The following is a 20,768-nucleotide window of genomic DNA, read 5'->3' as shown; positions in this document are numbered from 1 at the left end:
CTTCGCGCCATTCCTCGGTTCCGTCACACGGGGAGGATGCCACCCTCGATCACGCCGGACCCGTCACCACACCCGCACCGACGCCCCCTTGGCGAACACCGGGCTCGTCGCGTCCGCCGGCGGTTCGGCGAGCGGCTCCGCGAGCTCCTCGACCGTCGGTCCCACCTTCGCAGCGATCGCGTCCAGTTGATCGAGGTCGAAGCCGTACACGCGGGCCGCGTTGCCGCCCACCATCGCGGCGACCTCCTCGCGGGGCACGCGCGCGTAGGCGCAGCGCAGGCCTTCGCGGGAGTACGGGTAGGTGCCCTCGTCGTGCGGGTAGTCGCTGCCCCACATGATCTTCTCGACTCCGATACGGTCCCGTAGCGGCACCTCGTGGGGGCGCATGAAGCTGGCGCCGACGAAGCAGTTGTCGCGCCATACCTCGGAGGGCGCCTTGCCCATGCGGGCGGCGAGTCCCGCGCCGAACTTGGACTCCGCGGTGGCCGCCTTCGTCGCGGCCCTGACCAGCCGCCCGTGGTAGTAGTCGAGCATGTCGAGGACGCCGGGGATCCAGCCGGAGCCCTGCTCGGTGAGGACCAGCCGGAGGTCCGGGTGACGGCGGAAGGCCCCGCCGAAGACCAGGTGCCACAGCGCCCTGTGCGAGAACCACGTCGTCTCCACCATGAAGACCGCCCGGGCCGCCGGTTCCTCGCCCAGCGGCGGTGAGGCCGAGCCCGCGTGATGGTTGACGGGGACGCCGAGTTCGGCGCAGACGGCCCAGATCGGGTCGTACGCCGATGAGTACAGCTCGGGCAGGCCGGAGCCCGGTGGGGTGCCGGGCAGCAGCAGGCCGCCCGTGAGGCCCGCTTCGACCGCCCACCGGATCTCCCGTACCGCCTCCTCGGGGTCGTTGAGGAGGATCTGGAAGACGCCCGCCCTGCGGCCCGGTGCCGCGGCGCAGAAGTCGGCCAACCAGCGGTTGTGGGCGCGCAGTCCGGCCCAGCGCAGGTCGAGGTCCTCGGCGGTCGGGGCGGGCGCCATCAGGGAGCCGGACGGGAAGAAGGGCGGGATGGTGTTCGGGAAGACGACCTCCGCGACGATCCCGTCCTCCTCCAACTCCGCGATCCGGCGCGCGGAGTTCCAGTTCTTGTCGGCCGTGTCGGCGAGCAGGTCCTCGTACGGGTTGACGTAGGTCGCCGCCCACGCGTCGAAGTCCTCGTGGTACCGCTTCTCCAAGTAGGGCCTGTAGTCGAGGAGATCGGCGCCCGCGTGGCAGTCCGCCGAGATGACGGTGTAGCGCTCCTCGCTCAGTGAGCGGGTGGAGCCCGTGGAGCTCACGGGGTCACCCCCAGGACGGGGAAGTCGTGGTCGGTCAGCCAGTGCCGGCCCACCTCGCGCGAGCGTGCCCAGGAGGCTGCCACGGCCGTCTGGTCGTCGGGCTGGCCGAGGTCGGCCGGGGTGGGGCCTATGCGCTGGGCCAGCGGGGTCAACTTGCCCACGTCGAAGCCGAAGACGTCCGCCGCCGCCAGGCCCAGCATGCGGCGGGTCTCGTCGACCGGGATGTCGTGGAAGGTGCGCGTCAGCCACGCGCGCGTGTCGGGCCAGGTGCCTTCGGGGTGCGGGAAGTCGCTGCCCCAGAGGATGTTGTCGACGCCGATCTCGTACCGCTGGGCCAGTTCGCGGCGCTTGGTGTTGGTGGCGCAGATGAAGACCTGGCGGTCGAGGTATTCGTGCGGCGATCGTTTCAGCTCACCGAAGGGTGACAGCTTCTTGCCGCCGTGCGCACCCAGGTACAGGCGGTCCATGAACCACAGGAGGTTGGGCAGCCACCAGCAACCCGACTCCGCCACCCCGAACTTGAGGCCCGGGTGCCGTTCGAAGACGCCCGACCAGAGCAGGAACCACAGCGGCCTTGCGGGCCACCAGGTGACTTCGGAGACGTAGATCCCGAGGTGGTCGCCGTACTCGTGCCGCGGGGCCGCCCCGGAGTGCGTCAGGACCGGCATCGCGCACTCGGCGGCGGCCGCCCACACGGGGTCATAACGGCGGTCGTGGTAGGGCTCCTTGTCGACCCACATGGACGGGATCATCAAGGCGCCGAGGCCGGACTCCTTGGCCCGGTGGATCTCCGCGACGACCTTCTCCGTGGGTGCCGTCACCGGCAACAGGGCGACTCCGCAGTGCCGTTCGGGGTTCTCGGACACGAAGTCGGCGAGCCAGCGGTTGTGCGCCTGCGCGCCCGCTATGCCCAACTCGGAGTCGTGGTCGCCGGAGAGGCCGAGACCGACCCCGAAGGGCGCGGCCGTCCGGCTGTCCACGGCGTCGGCGTCCGGGAAGACGACCTCGGCGGCCACCCCGTCTCCGTCCAGCTCCTTCAGGCGCTGCGCGGAGTCCCAACCCCCGCGCAGGCCCTCCTCGTTGTCCTGGAACCACTTCGTCGCGAAGGCCTCGTTGCGGATGCCGAGCCGGGTCATCTCCTCCCGGCGCCGCTCGCGCCCGGCGAGGAAGTCGTCGAAGTCCCGGTGGAACCGGGCGTCCAGATAGGGCCGGTACTCCTCGGTGGGCAGTCCGGCGTGGCAGTCGGAGGAGATGATCAGGTACGGGTCCTGGCCGGTCATGACGACCCTCCTCAATCCAGTCGATCAAGTTGATCAAGTCGGCAATCAACTCGACATTCAGTTGATCAAGTCAGTCCAGCAAGTCAGTCCAGAATGAAGTTTTCGAGGTACGACGGGTTCGCCCGGTCGAGCATCGACTGAGCCCGCGCCCGGATCTGCGCGTCGCTGCGCTCGCTCTCGGGCAGCAGCCAGAACCGATCCGCGCGGATGCCGTCGACGACGAGGTCGGCGACCTCCTCGACGGGTGTGAAGGCGACTTCCTTGCCGGCCGCCCTCATCGCGCTCTCCCATTGGTCGAGGCTGCGGTAGGGGGTCCTGCGGGGGCGCTCTTTCGCATACCTGGCGGGCCGGTTGCGGTGCGACTCCCACAGGCCCGTGCGCAGCATGTGCGGGCCCGGGAAGAGGACGGAGGCGCCCACGCGTGCGTGCTCCGCCCTGAGATGCGCGTACAGGGACTCGGTCAGCGTGACGACGGCCGCCTTGGTGACGGCATACACGGAGGCGGTGGGCAGCGGGGCGATGCCGCCGTCGCCGGAGGACGTGTTGACGACATGACCGGGTTGACCCGACTTGATCATCCTGGGCACGAACGCCTGGACTCCGTGGAAGACGCCCCACACATTGACGGCGAACGCCCACTGCCAGTCGTTCGGTTCGTGCTCCCACATCCGGCCCTCGGCCCCCGAGCCGACGCCCGCGTTGTTGCACAGCACATGGACGGCGCCGAACGTCTCGTACGCCGACTCGGCCAGATCCAGGACCTGTTGGCGCTCGCCGACGTCCACCACGCGGGCGTGCACCTCGGCGCCCTCGTCCCGCAGCAGAGCCGCCGCCTTGTCCAGCGCGCCCTGTTCGACGTCCGCGAGGACCACCTTGAGCCCCTCGGCGGCGAACCGCCGGGCCATCGCCAGCCCGATCCCGCTCGCCGCCCCGGTGACGACGGCGACCTGTCCCGCCCGCAGCTCCATCAGACGCTCCCCTCGGGCGGGCCGTCCAGGATCTGCCGGGGGTCGTCGTAGCGCTGGTGGATGTACGGCAACAGGGCCTGCGCGTCGACCCGTTCGACGACCCGGCCGCGCTGGTCGCTCGTCTTCTCGCCGAGGGTGATCTCGACGAGCCGGCGCACGGGAAGGTCGGCCACCGGGTCGTACATCGACTCGCGCAGGACGACGTCTCCGGTGACCCGCTCCAGCTTGCGCACCTTCTCGTGGCGCACGCAGTGCACGAGCACCGGCTCTGTGTCGAAGCCCGAACCGTCCACCGCCGGAAGGAACTTGAAGTAGAAGTCGGTCTTCCGGCTGGGCTCCGGCAGGGGCAGTCGCTCGGTGACCGCGCCACGCACCTCCACGAAGGCGATGCCGTGCCGGGCCAGCGAGGCGTGCACCACGAGGCCCTCGCGGTCGACGACGACCTCGCCGAGCTTCTTGGGCTCGCCGAAGACCTCACGGCCACCCGTGAGGGCGCGTTCGTGGGTCATCGGCATGACGAGCGGGTACCAGCCCTCGACGCCGTCGTGGGCCGCCGCGACCGCGAACGAGCCCGCGCCCAGCGGGTATCCGGGCAGCTGGACCTTGCTGATGTTGACGCGGACCAGGGGCCGCCCGGTGGGTTTCAGCGGCGGTGGCAGCACCGCGGCGACCGCGTCCGGGTCGCTCTCCCAGAGGGCCACCACTCCGGTGGACCAGATGTCGGGGAGCTTCGCGCTCGCCGTACGCGTGGCGGCGATCTCCGCCTCGGTCCGTGCGCCGTACCGTACGCGTGCCATCCGCCGTACCGCCCTTCCGTCGACCGTCACACGCCGGGCGGGCAGCACGCTTGCACCGGGCGGCGAAAAGGTCCATAGCCGTGTGCGCAGACGTTCGGGGCGCCGGCCGTGCTCGAACACGTGGGCCCGGCACGGGAGCTGACGGACAGGGGGCCGGACGGGAGTGTCAGTCGCGGCCCGTATCCTCAGGGACCATGCTCGATGACCAGACGACCGCAGTGTCCTCCCCCACTTCGTGGCCGTCCGCGTATCCCCAGGGGTACGCGGTCGTCGACGTGGAGACCACGGGCCTGGCCCGGGACGACCGGATAATCTCCGCGGCCGTCTACCGGCTGGACGCGCGCGGCGAGGTCGAGGACCACTGGTACACGCTGGTCAATCCGGAGCGCGACCCGGGCCCGGTGTGGATCCACGGTCTGACGAGTGACGTGCTGGAGGGCGCGCCCCTCTTCGAGGACATCGCCGAGGAGTTCTCGACCCGCCTGGAGGGCCGGGTGCTCGTCGCGCACAACGCGGTCTTCGACTGGCAGATGATCGCCCGGGAGTACGCGCGTGCCCGGCGCGAGGCGCCGGTGCGGCAGCGGCTGTGCACGATCGTGCTCTCCAAGGAGCTGCGGCTGCCGCTGCCCAACCACAAGCTGTCGACGCTGGCCGCGCACTTCGGTGTCGTGCAGCGGCGGGCGCACCACGCGCTGGACGACGCGCGCGTGCTGGCGGAGGCGTTCCGGCCGAGCCTGCTGGCCGCGGCGGCGGAGGGCGTACCGCTGCCGTTGCACGAGTGCCGGCCGCTGACCGAGTGGACGGACCGGCCCGCGGCGGTGATCGGGCAGCAGGCGGGTGGCGGCGGGTACGGCAACTATCGGCCGACGAGTTGGCGGCCCGCGCGCAGGCGGCCGGCGTGCCCGTATCCCAATCCCGGTCGCTACGAGGACGGCAAGCCGCTCAAGCAGGGCATGCGGGTGGCGTTCTCCGGGGACACCTCGATCGAGCGCGATCTGCTGGAGGACCGCGCGGTCGAGGCGGGGCTGCACGTCGCCACGAGCCTGTCCCGGCTGACCAGCCTGCTCGTGACGAACGACCCGGACTCGGGCACCTCGAAGGTGGTCAAGGCCCGGCAGTTCGGCACACCGGTCGTCGACGAGGCGGCGTTCGGACAGCTGCTGCGGGACGTGGCGGACGCCGACGGGTGAGCCGTACGGACGGGTGATTGCCGGGCGACGCGCCCGCCGCCCGCTCGCCCGCGCGGCGGTGACGGCCCACCCTGTGGCGCATGGCGAGATGTGAAGTGTGCGGCAATGACTACGGCATGTCCTTCGAGGTGCACGCGCAGGGCGCGGTCCACGTCTTCGACTGCTTCTCCTGTGCGATCCATCGCATGGCGCCGATCTGCGAGCACTGCCGGGTGCAGATCATCGGGCAGGGCGTCGAGGTCGAGGGCCACTGGTACTGCGGCGGCCACTGCGCCCGCGCCGAGGGGAGGGCCGGCATCGTCGACAAGGTCTGACCACACCCCCTGCGAAAGCACCCCGCGGCCCGAGTTGTACGGTCGTGGGGTGTACCGCTTCCTGATGACCCGGCAGTGGGTGATCCTCACCCTGATCGCCCTGCTCCTGATCCCCACGATGATCAGGCTGGGCATCTGGCAGATGCACCGCTACGAGATGCGCACCGCCCGCAACGACCTCGTCTCGCACGCCCTGCACGCCGATCCGGTCCCCGTCGAGCGGGTGACCACCGCCGGCCACGCGGTGACCCGCGACGAGAAGTACCGCACCGTCACCGCGACCGGCACCTTCGACACCGCCGACGAGGTCGTCGTGCGGCGGCGCACCAACTCCGACGACGAGGTCGGCTTCCACGTCCTGACCCCGTTCGTGCTCACCGACGGCAAGGTGCTGCTGGTCAACCGCGGCTGGATCCCCGCGAACGGAATCCAGACCGCCTACCCCAAGGTGCCCGCACCGCCCAAGGGCAACGTCACCATCAAGGGGCGGCTGATGGCCGACGAGACGACCGCGGCCAGCGGCATCAAGGACCTCAAGGGCCTGCCGGACCGCCAGATCATGCTGATCAACAGCGAGGAACAGGCCCGCCGGCTCGGCAAGGTGGTGCTCGGCGGCTACATCCAGCAGACCGGGCCCGAGCCGAAGGGCGGCAGCCCGGAGCAGATCTCGAACCCGGGCAGCGAGGACGCCCCGCTGAACTACGCGTACATGATCCAGTGGTGGCTGTTCGCCGCGGCCGTCCCGGTGGGCTGGTGGTTCCTGGTCCGCCGCGAGGTCCGCGACCGCGCGGAGGCGGCGGCCAAGGAGAGCGTCCCGGAGGCGGAGCCCGCCTCGGTGTAACCGCGGGACCCTCCTCGGTGTAACCGCAGGAACCGTCGCGGTGCGGCCGCGGGCCTCGTCACTCCCCCGGCCCTCCGCCTTGATTGCCGGGCCCTCCGGCCGGGAACTCGCACCCCGTGCACCCCCGTATCGAGGATTACGCGCTCATCGGCGACGAGCAGACCGCCGCCCTCATCGGCAGGGACGGCTCGGTCGACTGGCTGTGTCTGCCCCGCTTCGACTCGGCCGCCTGTTTCGCCAGACTGCTCGGCGACGAGGACAACGGTCACTGGCGCGTCGCCCCCAAGGACGCCGACGGCCTCTGCGCCCGGCGCGCCTACCGTCCCGGGACGCTCGTCCTGGACACCGAATGGGAGACCGCCGAGGGGACAGTCCGCGTCACCGACCTGATGCCGCAGCGCGACCACGCCCCCGACCTCGTACGCATCGTCGAAGGCGTCAGCGGACGCGTGACCATGCGCAGCACCCTGCGGCTGCGCTTCGACTACGGCTCCGTCATGCCGTGGGTGCGCAAGGTGCACGGACATCGGGTGGCCGTCGCCGGGCCGGACTCGGCGTGGCTGCGCAGCGAGCCCCCGGTGAAGACCTGGGGCGAGGACTTCAGCACCCTGTCCGAGTTCACCGTCGAGGAGGGCGAGAAGGTCGCGTTCGTGCTCACCTGGCACCCCTCGCACGAGCGCCGCCCGGACCTGGTCGACCCGTACGAGGCGCTGCGCGTCAGCCTCGCCGACTGGCAGGCCTGGGCGGACCGCTGCCGCTACGACGGTCCCCACCGGGACATCGTGCTGCGCTCCCTGATCACCCTCAAGGCCCTGACGTACCGGCCGACCGGTGGCATCGTCGCCGCCCCTACGACGTCCCTGCCCGAGGAACTGGGCGGGGTCCGCAACTGGGACTACCGCTTCTGCTGGCTGCGCGACTCCACGCTCACCCTCGGCGCGCTGCTGTCGGCCGGCTACCAGGAGGAGGCGGAGGCCTGGCGGAAGTGGCTGCTGCGCGCGGTCGCGGGCGACCCGGCGGACCTGCAGATCATGTACGGCCTGGCGGGCGAGCGCCGGCTGCCCGAGTTCGAACTGCCGTGGCTGTCCGGGTTCGACGGCTCGGCGCCCGTACGCATCGGCAACGGGGCGGTCGACCAGCTGCAGTTGGACGTGTACGGCGAGGTGATGGACTCGCTGTGGCTGGCCCGGCACGCGGGTCTGGCCACGAAGCCGCACATGTGGGCGCTCCAGCGCATCCTGATGGAGTTCCTGGAGACCGCGTGGCGCCAGCCCGACGAGGGGCTGTGGGAGGTGCGCGGCGGCCGGCAGCACTTCGTGCACTCCAAGGTGATGGTGTGGGTGGCCGCCGACCGTGCCGTGCGCACGCTGGAGGAGAACCCCGAGCTCCCCGGCGACCTGGACGGCTGGCGGGCGATGCGGGACGAGGTCCACCGCGAGGTGTGCGAGAAGGGCTACGACCCCGCGCGGAACACCTTCACCCAGTACTACGGCTCGGCCGAGCTCGACGCCTCGCTGCTGCTCATCCCCCGCGTCGGCTTCCTGCCGCCCGACGACCCGCGCGTGATCGGCACCGTGGACGCGGTCCGCGCGGAGCTGGGCCACGACGGCTTCATGCGCCGCTACAGCGCCGAGGAGTCGCCGGTCGACGGCCTGCCGGGCGGCGAGGGCACCTTCCTGGTGTGCTCGTTCTGGCTCGCGGACGCGCTGCATCTGACGGGTCGTACGAAGGAGGCGCGGGAGCTGTTCGAACGGCTGGTGGGGCTCGCCAACGACGTGGGGCTGCTGGCCGAGGAGTACGACCCCACCTCCGGCCGCCTGCTCGGCAACTTCCCGCAGGCCTTCAGCCACATCGGTCTGGTGAGCACCGCCGTCGCCCTGTTCGGGAGCGAAGCGGAGGAGGCAGGATAGGGGCCATGGATCTTGGACTGAAGGACCGGGTGTACGTCGTCACCGGGGCCACCCGCGGCCTCGGCAACGCGACCGCGCGCGAGCTCGTCGCGGACGGCGCGAAGGTGGTCGTCACGGGGCGGGACGAGAAGCGGGCCGCCGACGCGGCGGCCGAACTGGGGCCCGACGCGGCCGGGGTGGGCGTCGACAACGCGGAGCCGGACGCGGCGGAGCGGCTGGTCGCGTTCGCGCGGGAGCGGTTCGGACGCTTCGACGGAATCCTCATCAGCGTGGGCGGGCCGCCGGCCGGCTTCGTCGCCGACACCACGGACGAGCAGTGGCAGACGGCGTTCGAGTCGGTGTTCCTGGGCGCGGTCCGGCTGGCCCGGGCCGCCGCCGCGGAGCTGCCGGAGGGCGGTGTCATCGGGTTCGTACTGTCCACGTCGGTGCACGAGCCGATTCCGGGGCTGACGATCTCCAACGCGCTGCGTCCTGGCCTCGCCGGTTTCGCGAAGTCCCTCGCGGACGAGCTGGGGCCGCGGGGCATCCGGGTCGTGGGGCTGCTGCCGGCCCGCATCGACACGGACCGCGTACGCGAGCTGGACGGCCTGTCGGCGGACCCGGCGGCGACCAGGGCCGCCAACGAGTCGCGCATCCCGCTGCGCCGGTACGGGCGGCCGGAGGAGTTCGGGCGGGCCGCCGCGTTCTTCCTGTCGCCGGCCGCTTCCTATCTGACCGGCGTCATGCTGCCGGTGGACGGGGGCATGCGGCACGGCTTCTGAGTGCCGCATGCCTGACGTTCTGAGTGCCGCATGCCTGACGCTGGGTCAACTGACCCGTTCCGCCCGGTGCTTGACCGCGCTGAGGCGGACCTCGGCCGGGAGTTTCGCCAGGCCGGCCGAGTTGCGGGCGTGGGTCAGGGCCTCGTCCGTGAGGTGGTGGAGGGCCGTCGCCGGGTCCACGTGCGGCTCCAGCAGGAGCTGTACGCGGGCCTGGGGCGCCGTCCGGGTGCCGGTGAGGTGGACGTTGGCGTGGGCGACACCGTCCGGGGCGCCCGCGTCGCCCGCGAGCACGCCCTCCAGGGCCCGGCCCCGCAGCAGCGCGCCCTCGCCGTCGCCGGTGTCGACGAGGACCTCGGCGAGCCGGTGGCGGCGCAGGTTGGCGGTGATCCACCACAGGGCCAGCAGGACGAGGACGGCGAGTACGGCGATGACGGTCGGCCACCACCAGCCGGAGTCCCGCCACCGGGTGCGGTCGGCGTCGCTGAGCAGCACGTCGTGCCGGCCGTCGTGGATCCACCAGGACGGCGGCTTCACGCCCAGTCCGACGGCGAGCACGGAGCCGCCGAGGACGACCAGGACGAGACCGACCAGGCCGACGAGTACGCGGTTGACGATCCTGAGCATCGCGGTCATCCCTTCTTCCCGGGGCGCCTGACATGCACCGACAGGAGCGGCGTGCGGGCCAGCCCAAGGCCCTTGACCGCCTCGTCGAGGGCGGTGTCCAGGTCGTCGTGCACGTCGTCCAGTTCGCGGAAGTGCGAGACGGCGTACACATCGGCGCGGCTGCGGCGCACACGCACGCGTGCCGACTGGACGCCGGAGACCTCCATGGCGCGGTCGCGCAGCACCAGGGCGGCGGCGTTCCGGTGCAGTCCGGCGCTCACGTCGGTGTGGGCTCGGCGCATCGGCAGGACGGCGCGCAGGCCGGGCGTGGTGGCGAGGACGATCAGCCAGAGGCCGAGGGCCGTGGCGACGCCCGCGCCGACGAGCACCGCGGTGTCGTCCAGGGGGCGTTCGGCGAGCTGGCGGGCGAGTTCGCGGCGCCAGTGCATGGCGGGCCGGTCCGCGCGGACGGCCGCGATGTCGTAGAGGAAGAGGCCGGTCACGGCGAGGAGGAGCAGGGCGACGAGGGTCGCGGGGACGCGCCGCGGCGACCAGAAGCGGCCCTGTCCGCCGCCCTTGGCGTCGACCTCCTTGCCCGTGTCCTCGCCGTCGGGCAGGGGTGGGGGCCAGTGCTCGGCCGCCGAACCGTCGCCTTCGGTGCCGGGTGCCTTCTCGATCACCGGCAGTCGCTGTGTGGTGCCTTCGCCCTCGGAGCCCTGGGGCTCGCTCATCGCGTCCTCCCCTGTCCCACGCCGTGCAGAGATGTCGGATGCAGCCGTTCCACGTGCACGGCGACCTCGGGCACCTCCATGTCCACCAACGCGACTACCCGCTCGACCACGTTGTGACGCACATCCGCGCACCGGGTCCCGATGTCGCTCGGATAGTCGAGTTCGACGTGCACGCGTACGTGGGCGACGTTCTGCCGGACCACGACGGTGGCGTGCGGGGACACGGCGTCGGGCGGCAGCGGGCCGAGGGCCTCGCGGGCCGCCTGGGCGGCGATCTTCGAGACCACCCGGTCGGCGATCCGGGTCGACCCACGCTCACCGGGCGGGACGGCCGCCCGTCCGCTGCCGGCGGACTCGGTCCCCGCGCTCATGGACGTCACCGCCGCCGGTCGTCACGCGTGCGGAAGAAGTCCCCGAGCTCCAGGTCCCCCTCCAGGAACCGGCCGACGACGAACCCGATCGCGCCCAGGGCGGCCACCAGGAGGAAGGCCCCGAAACCGCCGAAGTACCCGGCGAATCCCAGTGCCATCCCGGCGATCATGCCCACCACGGCCATGCTCATGGTGTTCTCCTCCGCTCATCCGCCCCCGTCACTGGATCCGGGGTTCCGGCTCGTCGTCCTCTTCGTCCGGCAGCTTCACGTCGCTCACGGCGATGTTGACCTCGACGACTTCGAGGCCGGTCATCCGCTCCACCGCGGCGACCACGTTCTCCCGCACGGCCCGTGCGACATCGGCGATCGACACGCCGTACTCGACGACGATCTCCAGGTCGAGCGCGGTCTGCACCTCGCCGACCTCGGCCTTCACCCCGCGGCTCACCGATTTGGAACCACCGGGCACCCGGTCGCGCACCGCTCCGAAGGTGCGGCTGAGCCCGCTGCCCATCGCGTGGACGCCCAGGACGTCCCGCGCGGCGAGCCCGGCGATCTTCTCCACCACGCCGTCGGCGATGGTCGTCCGCCCGCGCGACCCCGGATCCCCGCCACCGCGCTTGGTGGGCTTGCGGGTCTGCACCTGCCCCGAGTTCTCCCCGGCCTGCACCCGGGCCTGCTCCGTCATGTCGGTCATGGCCGTACGTCCCTTCCGGTCATCGTCCTTGAACCACCGTATGTGGGGTTGCCCCACCGCGCCCCGGGGATGCGGCAGGCTGGGGCAATGACGGCGGATCAGTGGGCGCACGCGGTACGGCATCGGCTCGGGCTGGGCAGGTTGCTGCCCCTGGGCGGCCCGCGCGACGGCGCGTGGATCACGGAGGAGGCGGCCGACGCGGTGCTGCGACACGCGGCCGGAGGACTGCGCGGGGTGCGCCTGGAGGGGCTGCGGATCGCGCTCGCCGATCCGGATCAGGCGTACGACAGTTCCGTACCGTCGCCGCCGAGCGCGCTGCCGCCCGGTCCGCTGCGGGTGACGGCGGAGTTCGCGGCCACGGCGGCCGAGGCGCTGCCGACGACGGCGGACCGGCTGCGGGCGGCGTTGACGGTCGCGGCGACCGAGCGGCTCGGCATGACGGTCGTGGAGGTGGATCTGCGGGTCACGGCCCTGCTGGACGAGGAGCCGGAGCCCGCGCCCGCACTGGAGCCGTCCGTGCCGGCGGCTCCGGAACCCTCGGGCGCGGACGAGGAACGCGTGGCCGCGGCCGCCCTGGCCGTCGCGGGCGTGGTCCGGCTGACCCGTGGCCTGGGCCGGGCGGTGCACATCGAGGAGCGGCAGGAGGAAGGGGCGCTGGCCCACCGCCACGTGCGCGTGGAGATCGCCGTGCACACGGACCGCCGGGCGCTGGAGGTGGCCCTGGAGGTCCGTGCGGCGGTGTCCGGGGCGCTGCCCGATCGCCCGACGGTGGCGGTACTGGTGACGGCGGCCTGAGCCCCGTCCCCGGCTATTCGCCGAGGCCGGCGAGGTCCCGCAGTCGGCGTGCCTGTGCGGCCCGCTCGGCGGCGCGCTGGTCGTCGTAGGACCGGCCGTGCGCTCCGCGCAGCAGGGCCTTGGTCTCGATGACGGCGTCGCGGGGAGCGGCCAGGAGGGCGGACGCCAGGTCCTTGACGGCGGCGTCGAGCTGGTCGCCGGGCACGGCGAGGTTGGCGAGGCCGATATTGACGGACTCCTCGGCCAGCACGGCCCGTCCGGTCGCGCAGATCTCCAGCGCGCGGGCGTAGCCGACGAGGCTGAGCAGCGGGTGCGTGCCGGTCAGGTCGGGCACCAGGCCGAGGCTGGTCTCGCGCATGGCGAACTGCACGTCGTCCGCGACGACGCGCAGATCACAGGCGAGGGCGAGCTGGAAGCCCGCGCCGATGGCATGGCCCTGCACGGCGGCGATGGAGATGATGTCGCTCCGCCGCCACCAGGTGAAGCCTTCCTGGAACTCGGCGATGCTCGCGTCGAGTTCGCCGTCGGCACTGCGCGCGAGGTCGACGAACGTCGGCTCGCCCTCGATGCCTTCGGGCGTGAACATCTGCCGGTCGAGGCCGGCGGAGAAGGAACGGCCCTCGGCACGCAGCACCACGACCCGGACCGACCCCGGCAGCTGCCGTCCGGCCTCGGCGAGCGTCCGCCACAGGGCGGGGCTCTGCGCGTTGCGCTTGGCCGGGTTGGTCAGCGTCACCGTGGCGATCGCGTCGTCGACGGTGAGCCGTACGCCGTCCTTGTCGAGTACCGGACCGAGGTCCTGGGCGGGCGAAGCCATGCGTGCCTCCGATGAGTGCGGTCAACAGAGCAAACTACTAGCTAAGTGACTGCACAGTAACCACCCGGTCGGTCAGCCGACCGACCGGGTGGCCACCATCGAAGCGATGGACCGCCCGGAGTCAGGACGCGGCGGCTTTTTTGCCTCGTGTCGCTCCGCCACGCCCACGAAGCGTGACGCCCGACTCACTGAGCATCCGGTGCACGAAGCCATACGAGCGGCCGGTCTCTTCGGCCAGCGCCCGAATGCTCGCACCGGAGTCGTACTTCTTCTTCAGGTCTGCCGCGAGCTTGTCGCGCGCGGCGCCGGTTACCCGGCTGCCCTTCTTCAGAGTCTCGGCCACCCGTGCCTCCTCATGGGAAGTGCGCTCTGGTCTCCTCATGATCACCCCTCCCGGGCTTCATGGCCACCCATTCGGCAAGGTCCGTGAGACAGGGTTTTGACGACAGGAGTACGTCCACACAAGGGGAATCTGTGATTCCACACAGAGGCGTTCGTTCCGCCGAACGGGTTATTTCGCGAAGTGCCAGGTCAGAGACGCGCGACGGCCGAGCCCTTGTCGATAAAGGACTCGGCCGGAAAATCGATGTAGGACACACTTCGGTACGAGGAGATCTCACACAGATGGTGGATCACCGGTCGGCCGAATGATCCATACGCAGTGGATCACGCCTCCGCGAAGCCGGTTCGATCAAGCCGCCGCGATCAGGCCAGGGCGACCAGGTCCGCGTAATCGGCACCCCACAGGTCCTCGACGCCGTCCGGCAGCAGGATGATCCGCTCCGGCTGCAGCGCCTCGACCGCGCCCTCGTCGTGGGTGACGAGGACGACGGCGCCCTTGTAGGTGCTCAGTGCCCCGAGGATCTCCGCGCGGCTGGCCAGGTCGAGGTTGTTCGTCGGCTCGTCCAGGAGCAGGACGTTCGCCGCGGACACGACCAGGGTGGCGAGGGCGAGGCGGGTCTTCTCGCCGCCGGAGAGGACCCCGGCGGGCTTGTCGACGTCGTCTCCGGAGAACAGGAACGAGCCGAGCGTCTTACGGACCTCGACCAGGTCCAGGTCAGGGGCGGCGGAGCGCATGTTCTCCAGGACCGTGCGCTCCGGGTCGAGGGTCTCGTGCTCCTGCGCGTAGTAGCCGAGCTTGAGGCCGTGCCCCTTGATGACCTCGCCGGTGTCCGGTTCCTCGACACCGCCGAGGAGCTTCAGGAGGGTCGTCTTGCCGGCGCCGTTCAGGCCGAGGATGACGACGCGCGAGCCCTTGTCGATGGCCAGGTCGACGTCGGTGAAGATCTCCAGGGAGCCGTAGGACTTCGACAGGCCCTCCGCCATGAGCGGGGTCTTGCCGCAGGGCGAGGGCTCCGGGAAGCGCAGCTTGGCGACCTTGTCGGAGACGCGCACGGCTTCCAGCCCGGCGAGCAGCCGGTCGGCGCGCTTGGCCATGTTCTGCGCGGCGACCGTCTTGGTGGCCTTGGCACGCATCTTGTCGGCCTGCGAGTGCAGGGCGGCGGCCTTCTTCTCGGCGTTCTGCCGCTCGCGCTTGCGGCGCTTCTCGTCGGCCTCGCGCTGCTGCTGGTAGAGCTTCCAGCCCATGTTGTAGACGTCGATCTGGGCGCGGTTGGCGTCCAGATAGAACACCTTGTTGACGACGGTCTCCACGAGGTCGGCGTCGTGGGAGATCACGATGAAGCCGCCGCGGTACGTCTTCAGGTAGTCGCGGAGCCAGACGATCGAGTCGGCGTCGAGGTGGTTCGTGGGCTCGTCGAGCAGGAGCGTGTCCGCGTCCGAGAACAGGATGCGGGCCAGCTCGATACGGCGGCGCTGACCACCGGAGAGCGTATGGAGCGGCTGGCCGAGCACCCGGTCGGGCAGGTTCAGCGCGGCGGCGATGGTGGCGGCCTCGGCCTCGGCGGAGTAGCCGCCCTTGGTGAGGAACTCCGTCTCCTGGCGCTCGTACTGGCGCAGGGCCTTCTCGCGGGTGGCGCCGCTGCCGTTGGCGATGCGCTGTTCGTTCTCCCGCATCTTGCGGATCAGGGTGTCCAGGCCGCGGGCGGAGAGGATGCGGTCGCGGGCCAGCACGTCCAGGTCACCGGTGCGGGGGTCCTGGGGGAGGTAGCCGACCTCGCCGGAGCGGGTGACGGTGCCTCCGGCGGGGGTGCCCTCGCCTGCCAGGACCTTGGTCAGCGTGGTCTTGCCGGCGCCGTTGCGCCCGACCAGACCGATGCGGTCGCCCTTGGCGATACGGAAGGTGGCGGACTCGATGAGGACGCGGGCACCGGCTCGCAGCTCGATACCGGAGGCGGAGATCACGGACAGACTCCAGGGCGGGAAGAGGTTGACGGTGGACGGCTGAGGACGTTCCCGCCGTCTAGTGCGCGAGGAGAATGGCCATGAGACAAGTCTAACGGGGCCGTGCAAGCACTTTTTCTGCGTGCGCGTGTTCGGGCCGCTTTCCCCGCGGCTCGTCGGCATCCGCGCAGGGTGGCGGCGACGAGCGGCACGCACGCGTGACGTACGGCACGTGTCCGGGACGCGTCGCCCGTTCGGCCGCGGGTCCGGCGCCGGGCGCGAGGGGGCGGGCGAGGATGGCGGCAGGGGGACGACGTACGCAGAGGGTGGTGCCCCCGTGCAGTTCGACGACGACGCCCAGCTGGACACCTCCGAGGTGCAGGACGTGCGCGGCAGCCGGATCCCGGGCGGCCGGGCGACCGTGGGCGGCGGGCTCGCCGGTCTGATCGCGCTGCTCCTCGGGCTCTTCTTCGGGGTCGGTCCCGACAACCTCGGGCTCTCCTCCGGCTCCGACCAGCCCGCGGCGACGGCCTCCTCGCTCGCGCAGGTCCAGCAGACCTGCCGTACCGGGCAGGACGCGAACACCAAGGACGACTGCCGGATGGTGGCGGTGGTCAACAGCGTGCAGGACTTCTGGGACCAGGAGTTCGCCCGGCGCAGCGCCAGATACACGCGGTCCCCCACGGTCTTCTTCAGCCAGCAGATCGGGACGGCGTGCGGTACGGCGACCAGCGCGGTGGGGCCCTTCTACTGCCCCGGTGACCGGAAGGTCTATCTGGACCTGGGGTTCTTCGACGAATTGCGGTCGAAGTTCGGCGCGAGCGGCGGGGCGTTCACGCAGGCGTACGTGGTCGCGCACGAGTACGGGCACCACGTCCAGGACCTGATGGGCACGCTGAGCCGGTCGCAGGACGGGCGGACGGGTGCGAACAGCAACGCGGTGAAGGTGGAGCTGCAGGCCGACTGCTACGCCGGGGTGTGGGCGCACCACGCGACCACGACCAAGGACGAGTCGACCGGGCGGCCGCTGATCACCAGCCTCACCGACGCGGACATCCGGGACGGGCTGGACGCGGCGGCGGCCGTGGGCGACGACCGGATCCAGGAGCGGTTCCAGGGGCGGGTGACGCCGGAGACGTGGACGCACGGGTCGGCGCGGCAGCGGCAGCAGTGGTTCGACGAGGGGTACCGGAGCGGGGACATGGCGCGGTGCAACACGTTCCGCTGAGGCGCGTGCTCCGTCGAGTCGGCGTTCTCCCTTTTGCCGGTGTTCTCCCTTTCCGGGGCCGTTGTCAGTGGTCGCTGCGAGACTGGGTCGTGGCCGGCCGGTTCCACGGTTTCCGGCGGTGATCACGATGGGGGTTCGGCATGGCAGGCACGAGCGGCGGACGTCCGAGCATGTACCCGACGCTGTTGTACGTCGACGCGAAGGCGGCGATCAAGCAGCTCACGCAGGCCCTCGGCTTCACCGAGCTGTCGGTGTACGAGGGTGAGGACGGCACGGTGCTGCACGCCGAGCTGGCGCAGGGCAACGGGGTGGTGATGGTCGGTTCCAAGGGCCGCGGTGGTGTCTTCGACGCGGCGATGAAGGACGCGGGCCCGTGCGGGGTGTACGTCGTCGTGGACGACGTCGACGTACACCACCAGCGGGCCGTGGACCACGGCGTGGAGATCCTGATGCCCCCGACGGACCAGGACTACGGCTCCCGGGACTACATGGCCCGTGACGCCGAGGGCAACATCTGGAGCTTCGGCACGTACGCCCCTGAGATACCGGCCTGAGCGCTCCCTCCTTGCCGGGTCTAGTTGCCCCCGGTGTGGACCTGGAAGGCGGCCCGGCGCACCGCCTTGGCCAGTGCGGGGTCGGGGTGGGCGGCGGCGAGGGCGACCAGGACCTGCACGGTGCGGGGGTGGCCGACGGCGCGTACCTCGTCGAGGAGCATGGGGACGGTCGGCTGCACCGCGGACTCCAGGTGGCGCACCAGCATCGGGGCCTCGCCGTGGTCGGCGACGGCGGCGGCGGTGTCGACCCACAGCCAGGTGGCCTCTTCGCGGGTGAGCACCTCGTGGGCGTCCTCGGGGTCGATGCCGTCGTGCTCGGCGAGCCACAGCAGGGCGTAGGGGCGCAGGGTCGGCTCGTCGGCCACGGAGCGGACGTCGGGTTCGGCGGGGGCGCCGACCACCCGGATCGCCTCGAAGGCGAGGCCGCGCAGCAGGGCGTCGTCGCCGCGGGCGGCACCGAGCAGCTCGGTGACGGCGCTGCCGACGGGGCGGGCGGCGAGCCAGGCGCGGTACTCGGCGCGGGCCGCGTTGGGCCGCAGCTGGGCACAGCCGCGGAGCATCTCCTCGGCGGCGACCTCGATGTTGCCGGCGGGGCTCTGCGCGGCGACGCAGATCTGCTCCAGCTTGACCCACACCGCCCAGCTGCCGAGCGGGGTGAGCGTGGCCTGCCCGGTCCCGTAGGTGAGCGCCCCGACGGAGGCGAGCGCGTGCAGGGCCCAGTCGAGGAGGGGGGCGAGGGGGGTGTCGGTGGAGGTGCCGGTGCCGGTCGATGCGTCGGCCGGAGTGCCGGCGGAGGTGCCGGTGCCGGTCGATGCGTCGGCCGGAGTGTCGGTGGAGGCGCCGGTGCCGGTCGATGCGTCGGCCTGGATATCGGTGGAGACGTCGGCCGGGGTGGCGGCTGCGCTGCCGGTAGACGTTGCGGAGCCTGCCGGGGCGGCGGAGTCGGCCAGGGCTGCGGGGATCGCCGGGCCGGAGGGAGCCGCGGGGCCCGCAGGGGCAGCGGGGTTCACCGGAGCAGCGAGGCCCACCGGGGCGGGGGCATTCTCCGCAGCCGCGAGGTCCGTGGAGTCCGCCGGTGCCACGGAATCCGCCGGGGCCGCGAGGCCGGAAGGAGCCGCAAGGTCCGAAGGAGCCGCAAGACCCGTGGAGTTCGCCGGGGCCGCCGGAGCGGTGGAGTCCGCGGGGGCGGAGGCGGGGGCCGCCGGGGCCTCGACGCCCGTCGACGTCGGCTGCTCGACCGGCTCGCGCTGCGGCCCGTACGGGATCTCGCAGCGTTCGGTGCGCAGTTCGGTGACCCGCTGCTCCAGGAGGTCGAGGAGCTGGTCCATCGGGACGGGGCCGGCGGAGAGCTGGAGGAAGGAGAGCACCTGGGGCATCGCCGAGACGACCTCGGCGACGGCGGCGGGCTCGTGTTCCGGGGCTTCCGGGTGGGCGAGCGACCAGGCGTCGAAGAGGGCGACCCAGCCGCGCAGTACGGCGCTGTCGTCGCGGTCCCAGGCGCGCAGTCGCCAGCCGGGGCGCGCGCTGTCGCCGTGCACCTCGACGAGGCCGGCGAGGCGGGCGGTGTCCCAGTCGGCGCGGACCTGGTGCACGGTCAGGCCCAGTTCCTCGGCCGCGCGTTCGGCGGTGGACTCGGAGAGCGTGGCCTTGCCGTCGGCGGTGCCACTGTCGTTGCCCGGTCCGAGGGCGGTGTCGGCCCAGCGGGCCAGGCGGGCCGCGGCGGCCAGACCTGAGCGAGCCATTCTGGCCAGCTCGGCGGGGGCCGGTGTGCCCTCCGGGGGGCGGGGCGCGGGGCGGCGCGTGGGCCGCTGGTTCACAGCTCGGGGGGCGGCGGCCAGGGGTCGGGGGCGGACGAGTCGAAGCCTGGAGTCGCGCGGGATACGGGACGTCACGGGTGCAGTCTTCCGGTTGACGGTCGGAAAACCCAAACGGAATGTCACCGCGGGCGACGGGGATGGCCAAGGCACGGGGTCCGGCGAGCCCCTCAGGGCCGAGAACCGGCCAGTGGTACGGCCTTAAACGGAATGACCGGGACCGGGGTGAGGCGGTCGCTGTGAGCGGGGTGACACGGCCGAGGAGAGCAGACGTCGGCCGGCCCCGCCGGGACCGGTCGTCACATCAGCGGCGTAAGGAATCGGCGCAGGGTCTCCTCGTAGGTCGCCGGGTCGGCGTTCCACATGGCTGCGTGGGGGGCCTGGTGGACCGGATGGAGGGTGACCAGGTCGGGGCGGGCGTCGGCGAGGCGGCGGGAGTGGGACCAGGGGGCCAGGGTGTCGTCCGGGCCGTGCAGGATCAGGGTCGGGACGGTGAGCTGCGCGGCGTCGGCGGTCTCGGCGGTGGGGTCGCCCCGCAGGCCGGTGCGGCCCTGGGCGGCGCGGACCGCGAGCGGCAGCAGGGCGCCCGGTGTGTGGCGGGCCGAGGCGAGGGCGCGCAGCGTGGCCGGCCAGTTGAGCACCGGGGAGTCCAGGACGAGCCCGGAGACACGGTCGCGCAGGCCGGAGTGCGCGACCGCGCGCAGGGCCATGGTGGCGCCGGTGGACCAGCCGTACAGGACGACCTTCGACGCGCCCTGGCGCACGGCGTGCCGGATCGCCGCGTCCAGGTCGCGCCACTCGGTCTCGCCGAGGTGGTTGAGGCCGTCCGGGGAGCGGGGTGCGCCGGGGTCGCCGCGGTAGGCGAGGTCGAGGACCGGGAACTGCTGGCGGTGCAGGAACTCCATGACGTTCATGGGGTGTTCGCGGGTCGCCCCGAGGCCGTGCACCGTGATCACCCAGGTGTCCCGCACGCCGGGCACGAACCAGGCGGGCAACGCGCCGAGTTCGCCGGTGACCTCGACGTCGGTGTGGTCGAGGCCGAGGGCGGTGCCGGGGTCGCCGACGTGCACGTTCGGGGTGAGCCAGACCTTGTCGCCGGGTTCCAGGGTGCCGTGCGTGACGCGTTCGAGGCGGCGTACGACGGTGTCGGCGGAGTGGGTGGCGCTGTCGAGGACGGGCCCGACGACCGCGTGGCTGCCGTCGCCGGCCAGGCCGTAGGTGCCGGGGCGCAGGGAGGCCAGGGCGCGGGTGAGGGCGATCTGGCCGGCCGCCGTGGCGTGCACGGTGAGCCGGGGTTCGGTGGGCAGCGGTCTGCCCGGCGGCGCCTTGAGCGCGGCGTCGCTCGCGAACCGGCCGGCCGCGACGGAGGCTGCGCCGGCGGCCAGGGCTACGGTGACGGCAGCGGCCGTCGCTTTGACTGTGCGCACCCGTCCAGTGTCCTGGCGGAGTCGGTCACCGGCCAGCCGGAGGGAGGGACGGGTGACATCTCTTG

At 72.0% G+C, this 20,768-nt stretch carries 22 protein-coding genes; 8 read left to right on the top strand and 14 right to left on the bottom strand.

What is annotated here, in order from left to right; translation table 11 throughout:
- Window positions 1-63: 63 nt before the first annotated feature.
- The 4 genes from ACWDR3_RS24605 to ACWDR3_RS24590 all read right to left on the bottom strand — a co-directional run bounded on the left by ACWDR3_RS24605 (window position 64) and on the right by ACWDR3_RS24590 (window position 4,365).
- Window positions 64-1,320 carry an amidohydrolase family protein gene (locus ACWDR3_RS24605; protein WP_450354695.1) on the bottom strand — a complete coding sequence of 419 codons (1,257 nt, stop codon included), beginning with the start codon at window positions 1,318-1,320 and terminating at the stop codon, window positions 64-66.
- Complete coding sequence (locus tag ACWDR3_RS24600; protein WP_450354694.1) at window positions 1,317-2,600, bottom strand: amidohydrolase family protein; 1,284 nt, start codon at window positions 2,598-2,600, stop codon at window positions 1,317-1,319. Before ACWDR3_RS24600 ends, ACWDR3_RS24605 begins: the two co-directional genes overlap by 4 nt.
- 83 nt (window positions 2,601-2,683) lie before the next feature.
- On the bottom strand, window positions 2,684-3,568 hold the full coding sequence (locus ACWDR3_RS24595; protein ID WP_450354693.1) for an SDR family NAD(P)-dependent oxidoreductase: 885 nt from the start codon (window positions 3,566-3,568) through the stop codon (window positions 2,684-2,686).
- A complete protein-coding gene (locus ACWDR3_RS24590; RefSeq protein ID WP_450354692.1) occupies window positions 3,568-4,365 on the bottom strand; it encodes an acetoacetate decarboxylase family protein in 798 nt (265 codons plus the stop codon). The genes ACWDR3_RS24595 and ACWDR3_RS24590 overlap by 1 nt, the downstream gene beginning before the upstream one ends.
- 194 nt (window positions 4,366-4,559) lie before the next feature.
- On the opposite strand from ACWDR3_RS24590, the gene ACWDR3_RS24585 reads away from it, so the two are divergent.
- From ACWDR3_RS24585 to ACWDR3_RS24565, 5 genes are all read left to right on the top strand, one after another.
- A complete protein-coding gene (locus tag ACWDR3_RS24585; RefSeq protein WP_450354691.1) occupies window positions 4,560-5,555 on the top strand; it encodes a DEDDh family exonuclease in 996 nt (331 codons plus the stop codon).
- A gap of 80 nt (window positions 5,556-5,635) precedes the next feature.
- Window positions 5,636-5,869: a hypothetical protein gene (locus ACWDR3_RS24580; RefSeq protein ID WP_124002417.1), complete on the top strand. Its 234-nt coding sequence runs from the start codon at window positions 5,636-5,638 to the stop codon at window positions 5,867-5,869.
- A gap of 49 nt (window positions 5,870-5,918) precedes the next feature.
- A complete protein-coding gene (locus ACWDR3_RS24575) occupies window positions 5,919-6,710 on the top strand; it encodes an SURF1 family cytochrome oxidase biogenesis protein (protein ID WP_450354690.1) in 792 nt (263 codons plus the stop codon).
- 116 nt (window positions 6,711-6,826) lie between these two features.
- Window positions 6,827-8,620 carry a glycoside hydrolase family 15 protein gene (locus ACWDR3_RS24570; protein ID WP_450354689.1) on the top strand — a complete coding sequence of 598 codons (1,794 nt, stop codon included), beginning with the start codon at window positions 6,827-6,829 and terminating at the stop codon, window positions 8,618-8,620.
- A gap of 5 nt (window positions 8,621-8,625) precedes the next feature.
- Window positions 8,626-9,381, top strand: a complete 756-nt coding sequence (locus tag ACWDR3_RS24565) for an SDR family oxidoreductase (protein WP_450354688.1) — start codon at window positions 8,626-8,628, stop codon at window positions 9,379-9,381.
- A 45-nt stretch (window positions 9,382-9,426) separates the two neighbouring features.
- Here the strand turns inward: ACWDR3_RS24565 and amaP are convergent, their stop codons facing one another.
- Genes amaP through ACWDR3_RS24540 form a run of 5 tightly spaced genes read right to left on the bottom strand, consistent with a single transcriptional unit; the run spans window position 9,427 to window position 11,785 of the window.
- Window positions 9,427-10,005: an alkaline shock response membrane anchor protein AmaP gene (gene amaP, locus ACWDR3_RS24560; RefSeq protein WP_450354713.1), complete on the bottom strand. Its 579-nt coding sequence runs from the start codon at window positions 10,003-10,005 to the stop codon at window positions 9,427-9,429.
- Window positions 10,006-10,010: 5 nt separating this feature from the next.
- Window positions 10,011-10,715, bottom strand: coding sequence for a DUF6286 domain-containing protein (locus tag ACWDR3_RS24555; RefSeq protein WP_450354687.1), 705 nt, complete (start codon window positions 10,713-10,715; stop codon window positions 10,011-10,013).
- Window positions 10,712-11,086 (bottom strand): Asp23/Gls24 family envelope stress response protein, encoded by a 375-nt coding sequence (locus ACWDR3_RS24550; RefSeq protein ID WP_450354686.1) that lies wholly within the window; start codon window positions 11,084-11,086, stop codon window positions 10,712-10,714. The genes ACWDR3_RS24555 and ACWDR3_RS24550 overlap by 4 nt, the downstream gene beginning before the upstream one ends.
- A 5-nt stretch (window positions 11,087-11,091) precedes the next feature.
- Window positions 11,092-11,277, bottom strand: a complete 186-nt coding sequence (locus tag ACWDR3_RS24545) for a hypothetical protein (RefSeq protein WP_351764570.1) — start codon at window positions 11,275-11,277, stop codon at window positions 11,092-11,094.
- 28 nt (window positions 11,278-11,305) lie between these two features.
- Window positions 11,306-11,785 carry an Asp23/Gls24 family envelope stress response protein gene (locus tag ACWDR3_RS24540; RefSeq protein WP_124002411.1) on the bottom strand — a complete coding sequence of 160 codons (480 nt, stop codon included), beginning with the start codon at window positions 11,783-11,785 and terminating at the stop codon, window positions 11,306-11,308.
- Between the two features lie 87 nt (window positions 11,786-11,872).
- On the opposite strand from ACWDR3_RS24540, the gene ACWDR3_RS24535 reads away from it, so the two are divergent.
- A complete protein-coding gene (locus ACWDR3_RS24535) occupies window positions 11,873-12,580 on the top strand; it encodes a nucleopolyhedrovirus P10 family protein (protein ID WP_450354685.1) in 708 nt (235 codons plus the stop codon).
- A gap of 13 nt (window positions 12,581-12,593) precedes the next feature.
- Here ACWDR3_RS24535 and ACWDR3_RS24530 read toward each other — a convergent pair whose 3' ends face one another.
- From ACWDR3_RS24530 to ACWDR3_RS24520, 3 genes are all read right to left on the bottom strand, one after another.
- Window positions 12,594-13,397, bottom strand: coding sequence for an enoyl-CoA hydratase/isomerase family protein (locus tag ACWDR3_RS24530; protein WP_450354684.1), 804 nt, complete (start codon window positions 13,395-13,397; stop codon window positions 12,594-12,596).
- A 121-nt stretch (window positions 13,398-13,518) separates the two neighbouring features.
- Window positions 13,519-13,740, bottom strand: coding sequence for a helix-turn-helix domain-containing protein (locus ACWDR3_RS24525; RefSeq protein WP_018533414.1), 222 nt, complete (start codon window positions 13,738-13,740; stop codon window positions 13,519-13,521).
- Window positions 13,741-14,102: 362 nt separating this feature from the next.
- Window positions 14,103-15,701: an ABC-F family ATP-binding cassette domain-containing protein gene (locus tag ACWDR3_RS24520; protein ID WP_450354683.1), complete on the bottom strand. Its 1,599-nt coding sequence runs from the start codon at window positions 15,699-15,701 to the stop codon at window positions 14,103-14,105.
- A gap of 316 nt (window positions 15,702-16,017) precedes the next feature.
- On the opposite strand from ACWDR3_RS24520, the gene ypfJ reads away from it, so the two are divergent.
- Together ypfJ and ACWDR3_RS24510 are read left to right on the top strand one after the other, a co-directional pair.
- Window positions 16,018-16,908, top strand: a complete 891-nt coding sequence (gene ypfJ, locus ACWDR3_RS24515; protein ID WP_450354682.1) for a KPN_02809 family neutral zinc metallopeptidase — start codon at window positions 16,018-16,020, stop codon at window positions 16,906-16,908.
- Between the two features lie 140 nt (window positions 16,909-17,048).
- A complete protein-coding gene (locus ACWDR3_RS24510; RefSeq protein WP_450354681.1) occupies window positions 17,049-17,462 on the top strand; it encodes a VOC family protein in 414 nt (137 codons plus the stop codon).
- A gap of 20 nt (window positions 17,463-17,482) precedes the next feature.
- Here ACWDR3_RS24510 and ACWDR3_RS24505 read toward each other — a convergent pair whose 3' ends face one another.
- Window positions 17,483-19,204 (bottom strand): hypothetical protein, encoded by a 1,722-nt coding sequence (locus ACWDR3_RS24505; protein ID WP_450354680.1) that lies wholly within the window; start codon window positions 19,202-19,204, stop codon window positions 17,483-17,485.
- Window positions 19,205-19,575: 371 nt separating this feature from the next.
- Window positions 19,576-20,703 (bottom strand): alpha/beta hydrolase family protein, encoded by a 1,128-nt coding sequence (locus ACWDR3_RS24500; RefSeq protein WP_450354679.1) that lies wholly within the window; start codon window positions 20,701-20,703, stop codon window positions 19,576-19,578.
- Window positions 20,704-20,768 lie beyond the last annotated feature (65 nt).

This window comes from Streptomyces sp. NPDC001002 (genome assembly GCF_053599215.1).
The sequence above is the reverse complement of the archived record's forward strand: the minus strand, read 5'-3'. Positions and strand labels throughout refer to the sequence as shown.

What these genes read in the sequence shown, in the direction of transcription:
- ACWDR3_RS24600 (WP_450354694.1), bottom strand. Translation starts at nt 2,600, where the DNA reads ATGACCGGCCAGGACCCGTACCTGATCATCTCCTCCGACTGCCACGCC.
- ACWDR3_RS24595 (WP_450354693.1), bottom strand. Translation starts at nt 3,568, where the DNA reads ATGGAGCTGCGGGCGGGACAGGTCGCCGTCGTCACCGGGGCGGCGAGC.
- ACWDR3_RS24590 (WP_450354692.1), bottom strand. Translation starts at nt 4,365, where the DNA reads ATGGCACGCGTACGGTACGGCGCACGGACCGAGGCGGAGATCGCCGCC.
- ACWDR3_RS24585 (WP_450354691.1), top strand. Translation starts at nt 4,560, where the DNA reads ATGCTCGATGACCAGACGACCGCAGTGTCCTCCCCCACTTCGTGGCCG.
- ACWDR3_RS24580 (WP_124002417.1), top strand. Translation starts at nt 5,636, where the DNA reads ATGGCGAGATGTGAAGTGTGCGGCAATGACTACGGCATGTCCTTCGAG.
- ACWDR3_RS24565 (WP_450354688.1), top strand. Translation starts at nt 8,626, where the DNA reads ATGGATCTTGGACTGAAGGACCGGGTGTACGTCGTCACCGGGGCCACC.
- amaP (WP_450354713.1), bottom strand. Translation starts at nt 10,005, where the DNA reads ATGCTCAGGATCGTCAACCGCGTACTCGTCGGCCTGGTCGGTCTCGTC.
- ACWDR3_RS24555 (WP_450354687.1), bottom strand. Translation starts at nt 10,715, where the DNA reads ATGAGCGAGCCCCAGGGCTCCGAGGGCGAAGGCACCACACAGCGACTG.
- ACWDR3_RS24550 (WP_450354686.1), bottom strand. Translation starts at nt 11,086, where the DNA reads ATGAGCGCGGGGACCGAGTCCGCCGGCAGCGGACGGGCGGCCGTCCCG.
- ACWDR3_RS24545 (WP_351764570.1), bottom strand. Translation starts at nt 11,277, where the DNA reads ATGAGCATGGCCGTGGTGGGCATGATCGCCGGGATGGCACTGGGATTC.
- ACWDR3_RS24540 (WP_124002411.1), bottom strand. Translation starts at nt 11,785, where the DNA reads ATGACCGACATGACGGAGCAGGCCCGGGTGCAGGCCGGGGAGAACTCG.
- ACWDR3_RS24535 (WP_450354685.1), top strand. Translation starts at nt 11,873, where the DNA reads ATGACGGCGGATCAGTGGGCGCACGCGGTACGGCATCGGCTCGGGCTG.
- ACWDR3_RS24530 (WP_450354684.1), bottom strand. Translation starts at nt 13,397, where the DNA reads ATGGCTTCGCCCGCCCAGGACCTCGGTCCGGTACTCGACAAGGACGGC.
- ACWDR3_RS24510 (WP_450354681.1), top strand. Translation starts at nt 17,049, where the DNA reads ATGGCAGGCACGAGCGGCGGACGTCCGAGCATGTACCCGACGCTGTTG.
- ACWDR3_RS24505 (WP_450354680.1), bottom strand. Translation starts at nt 19,204, where the DNA reads ATGGCTCGCTCAGGTCTGGCCGCCGCGGCCCGCCTGGCCCGCTGGGCC.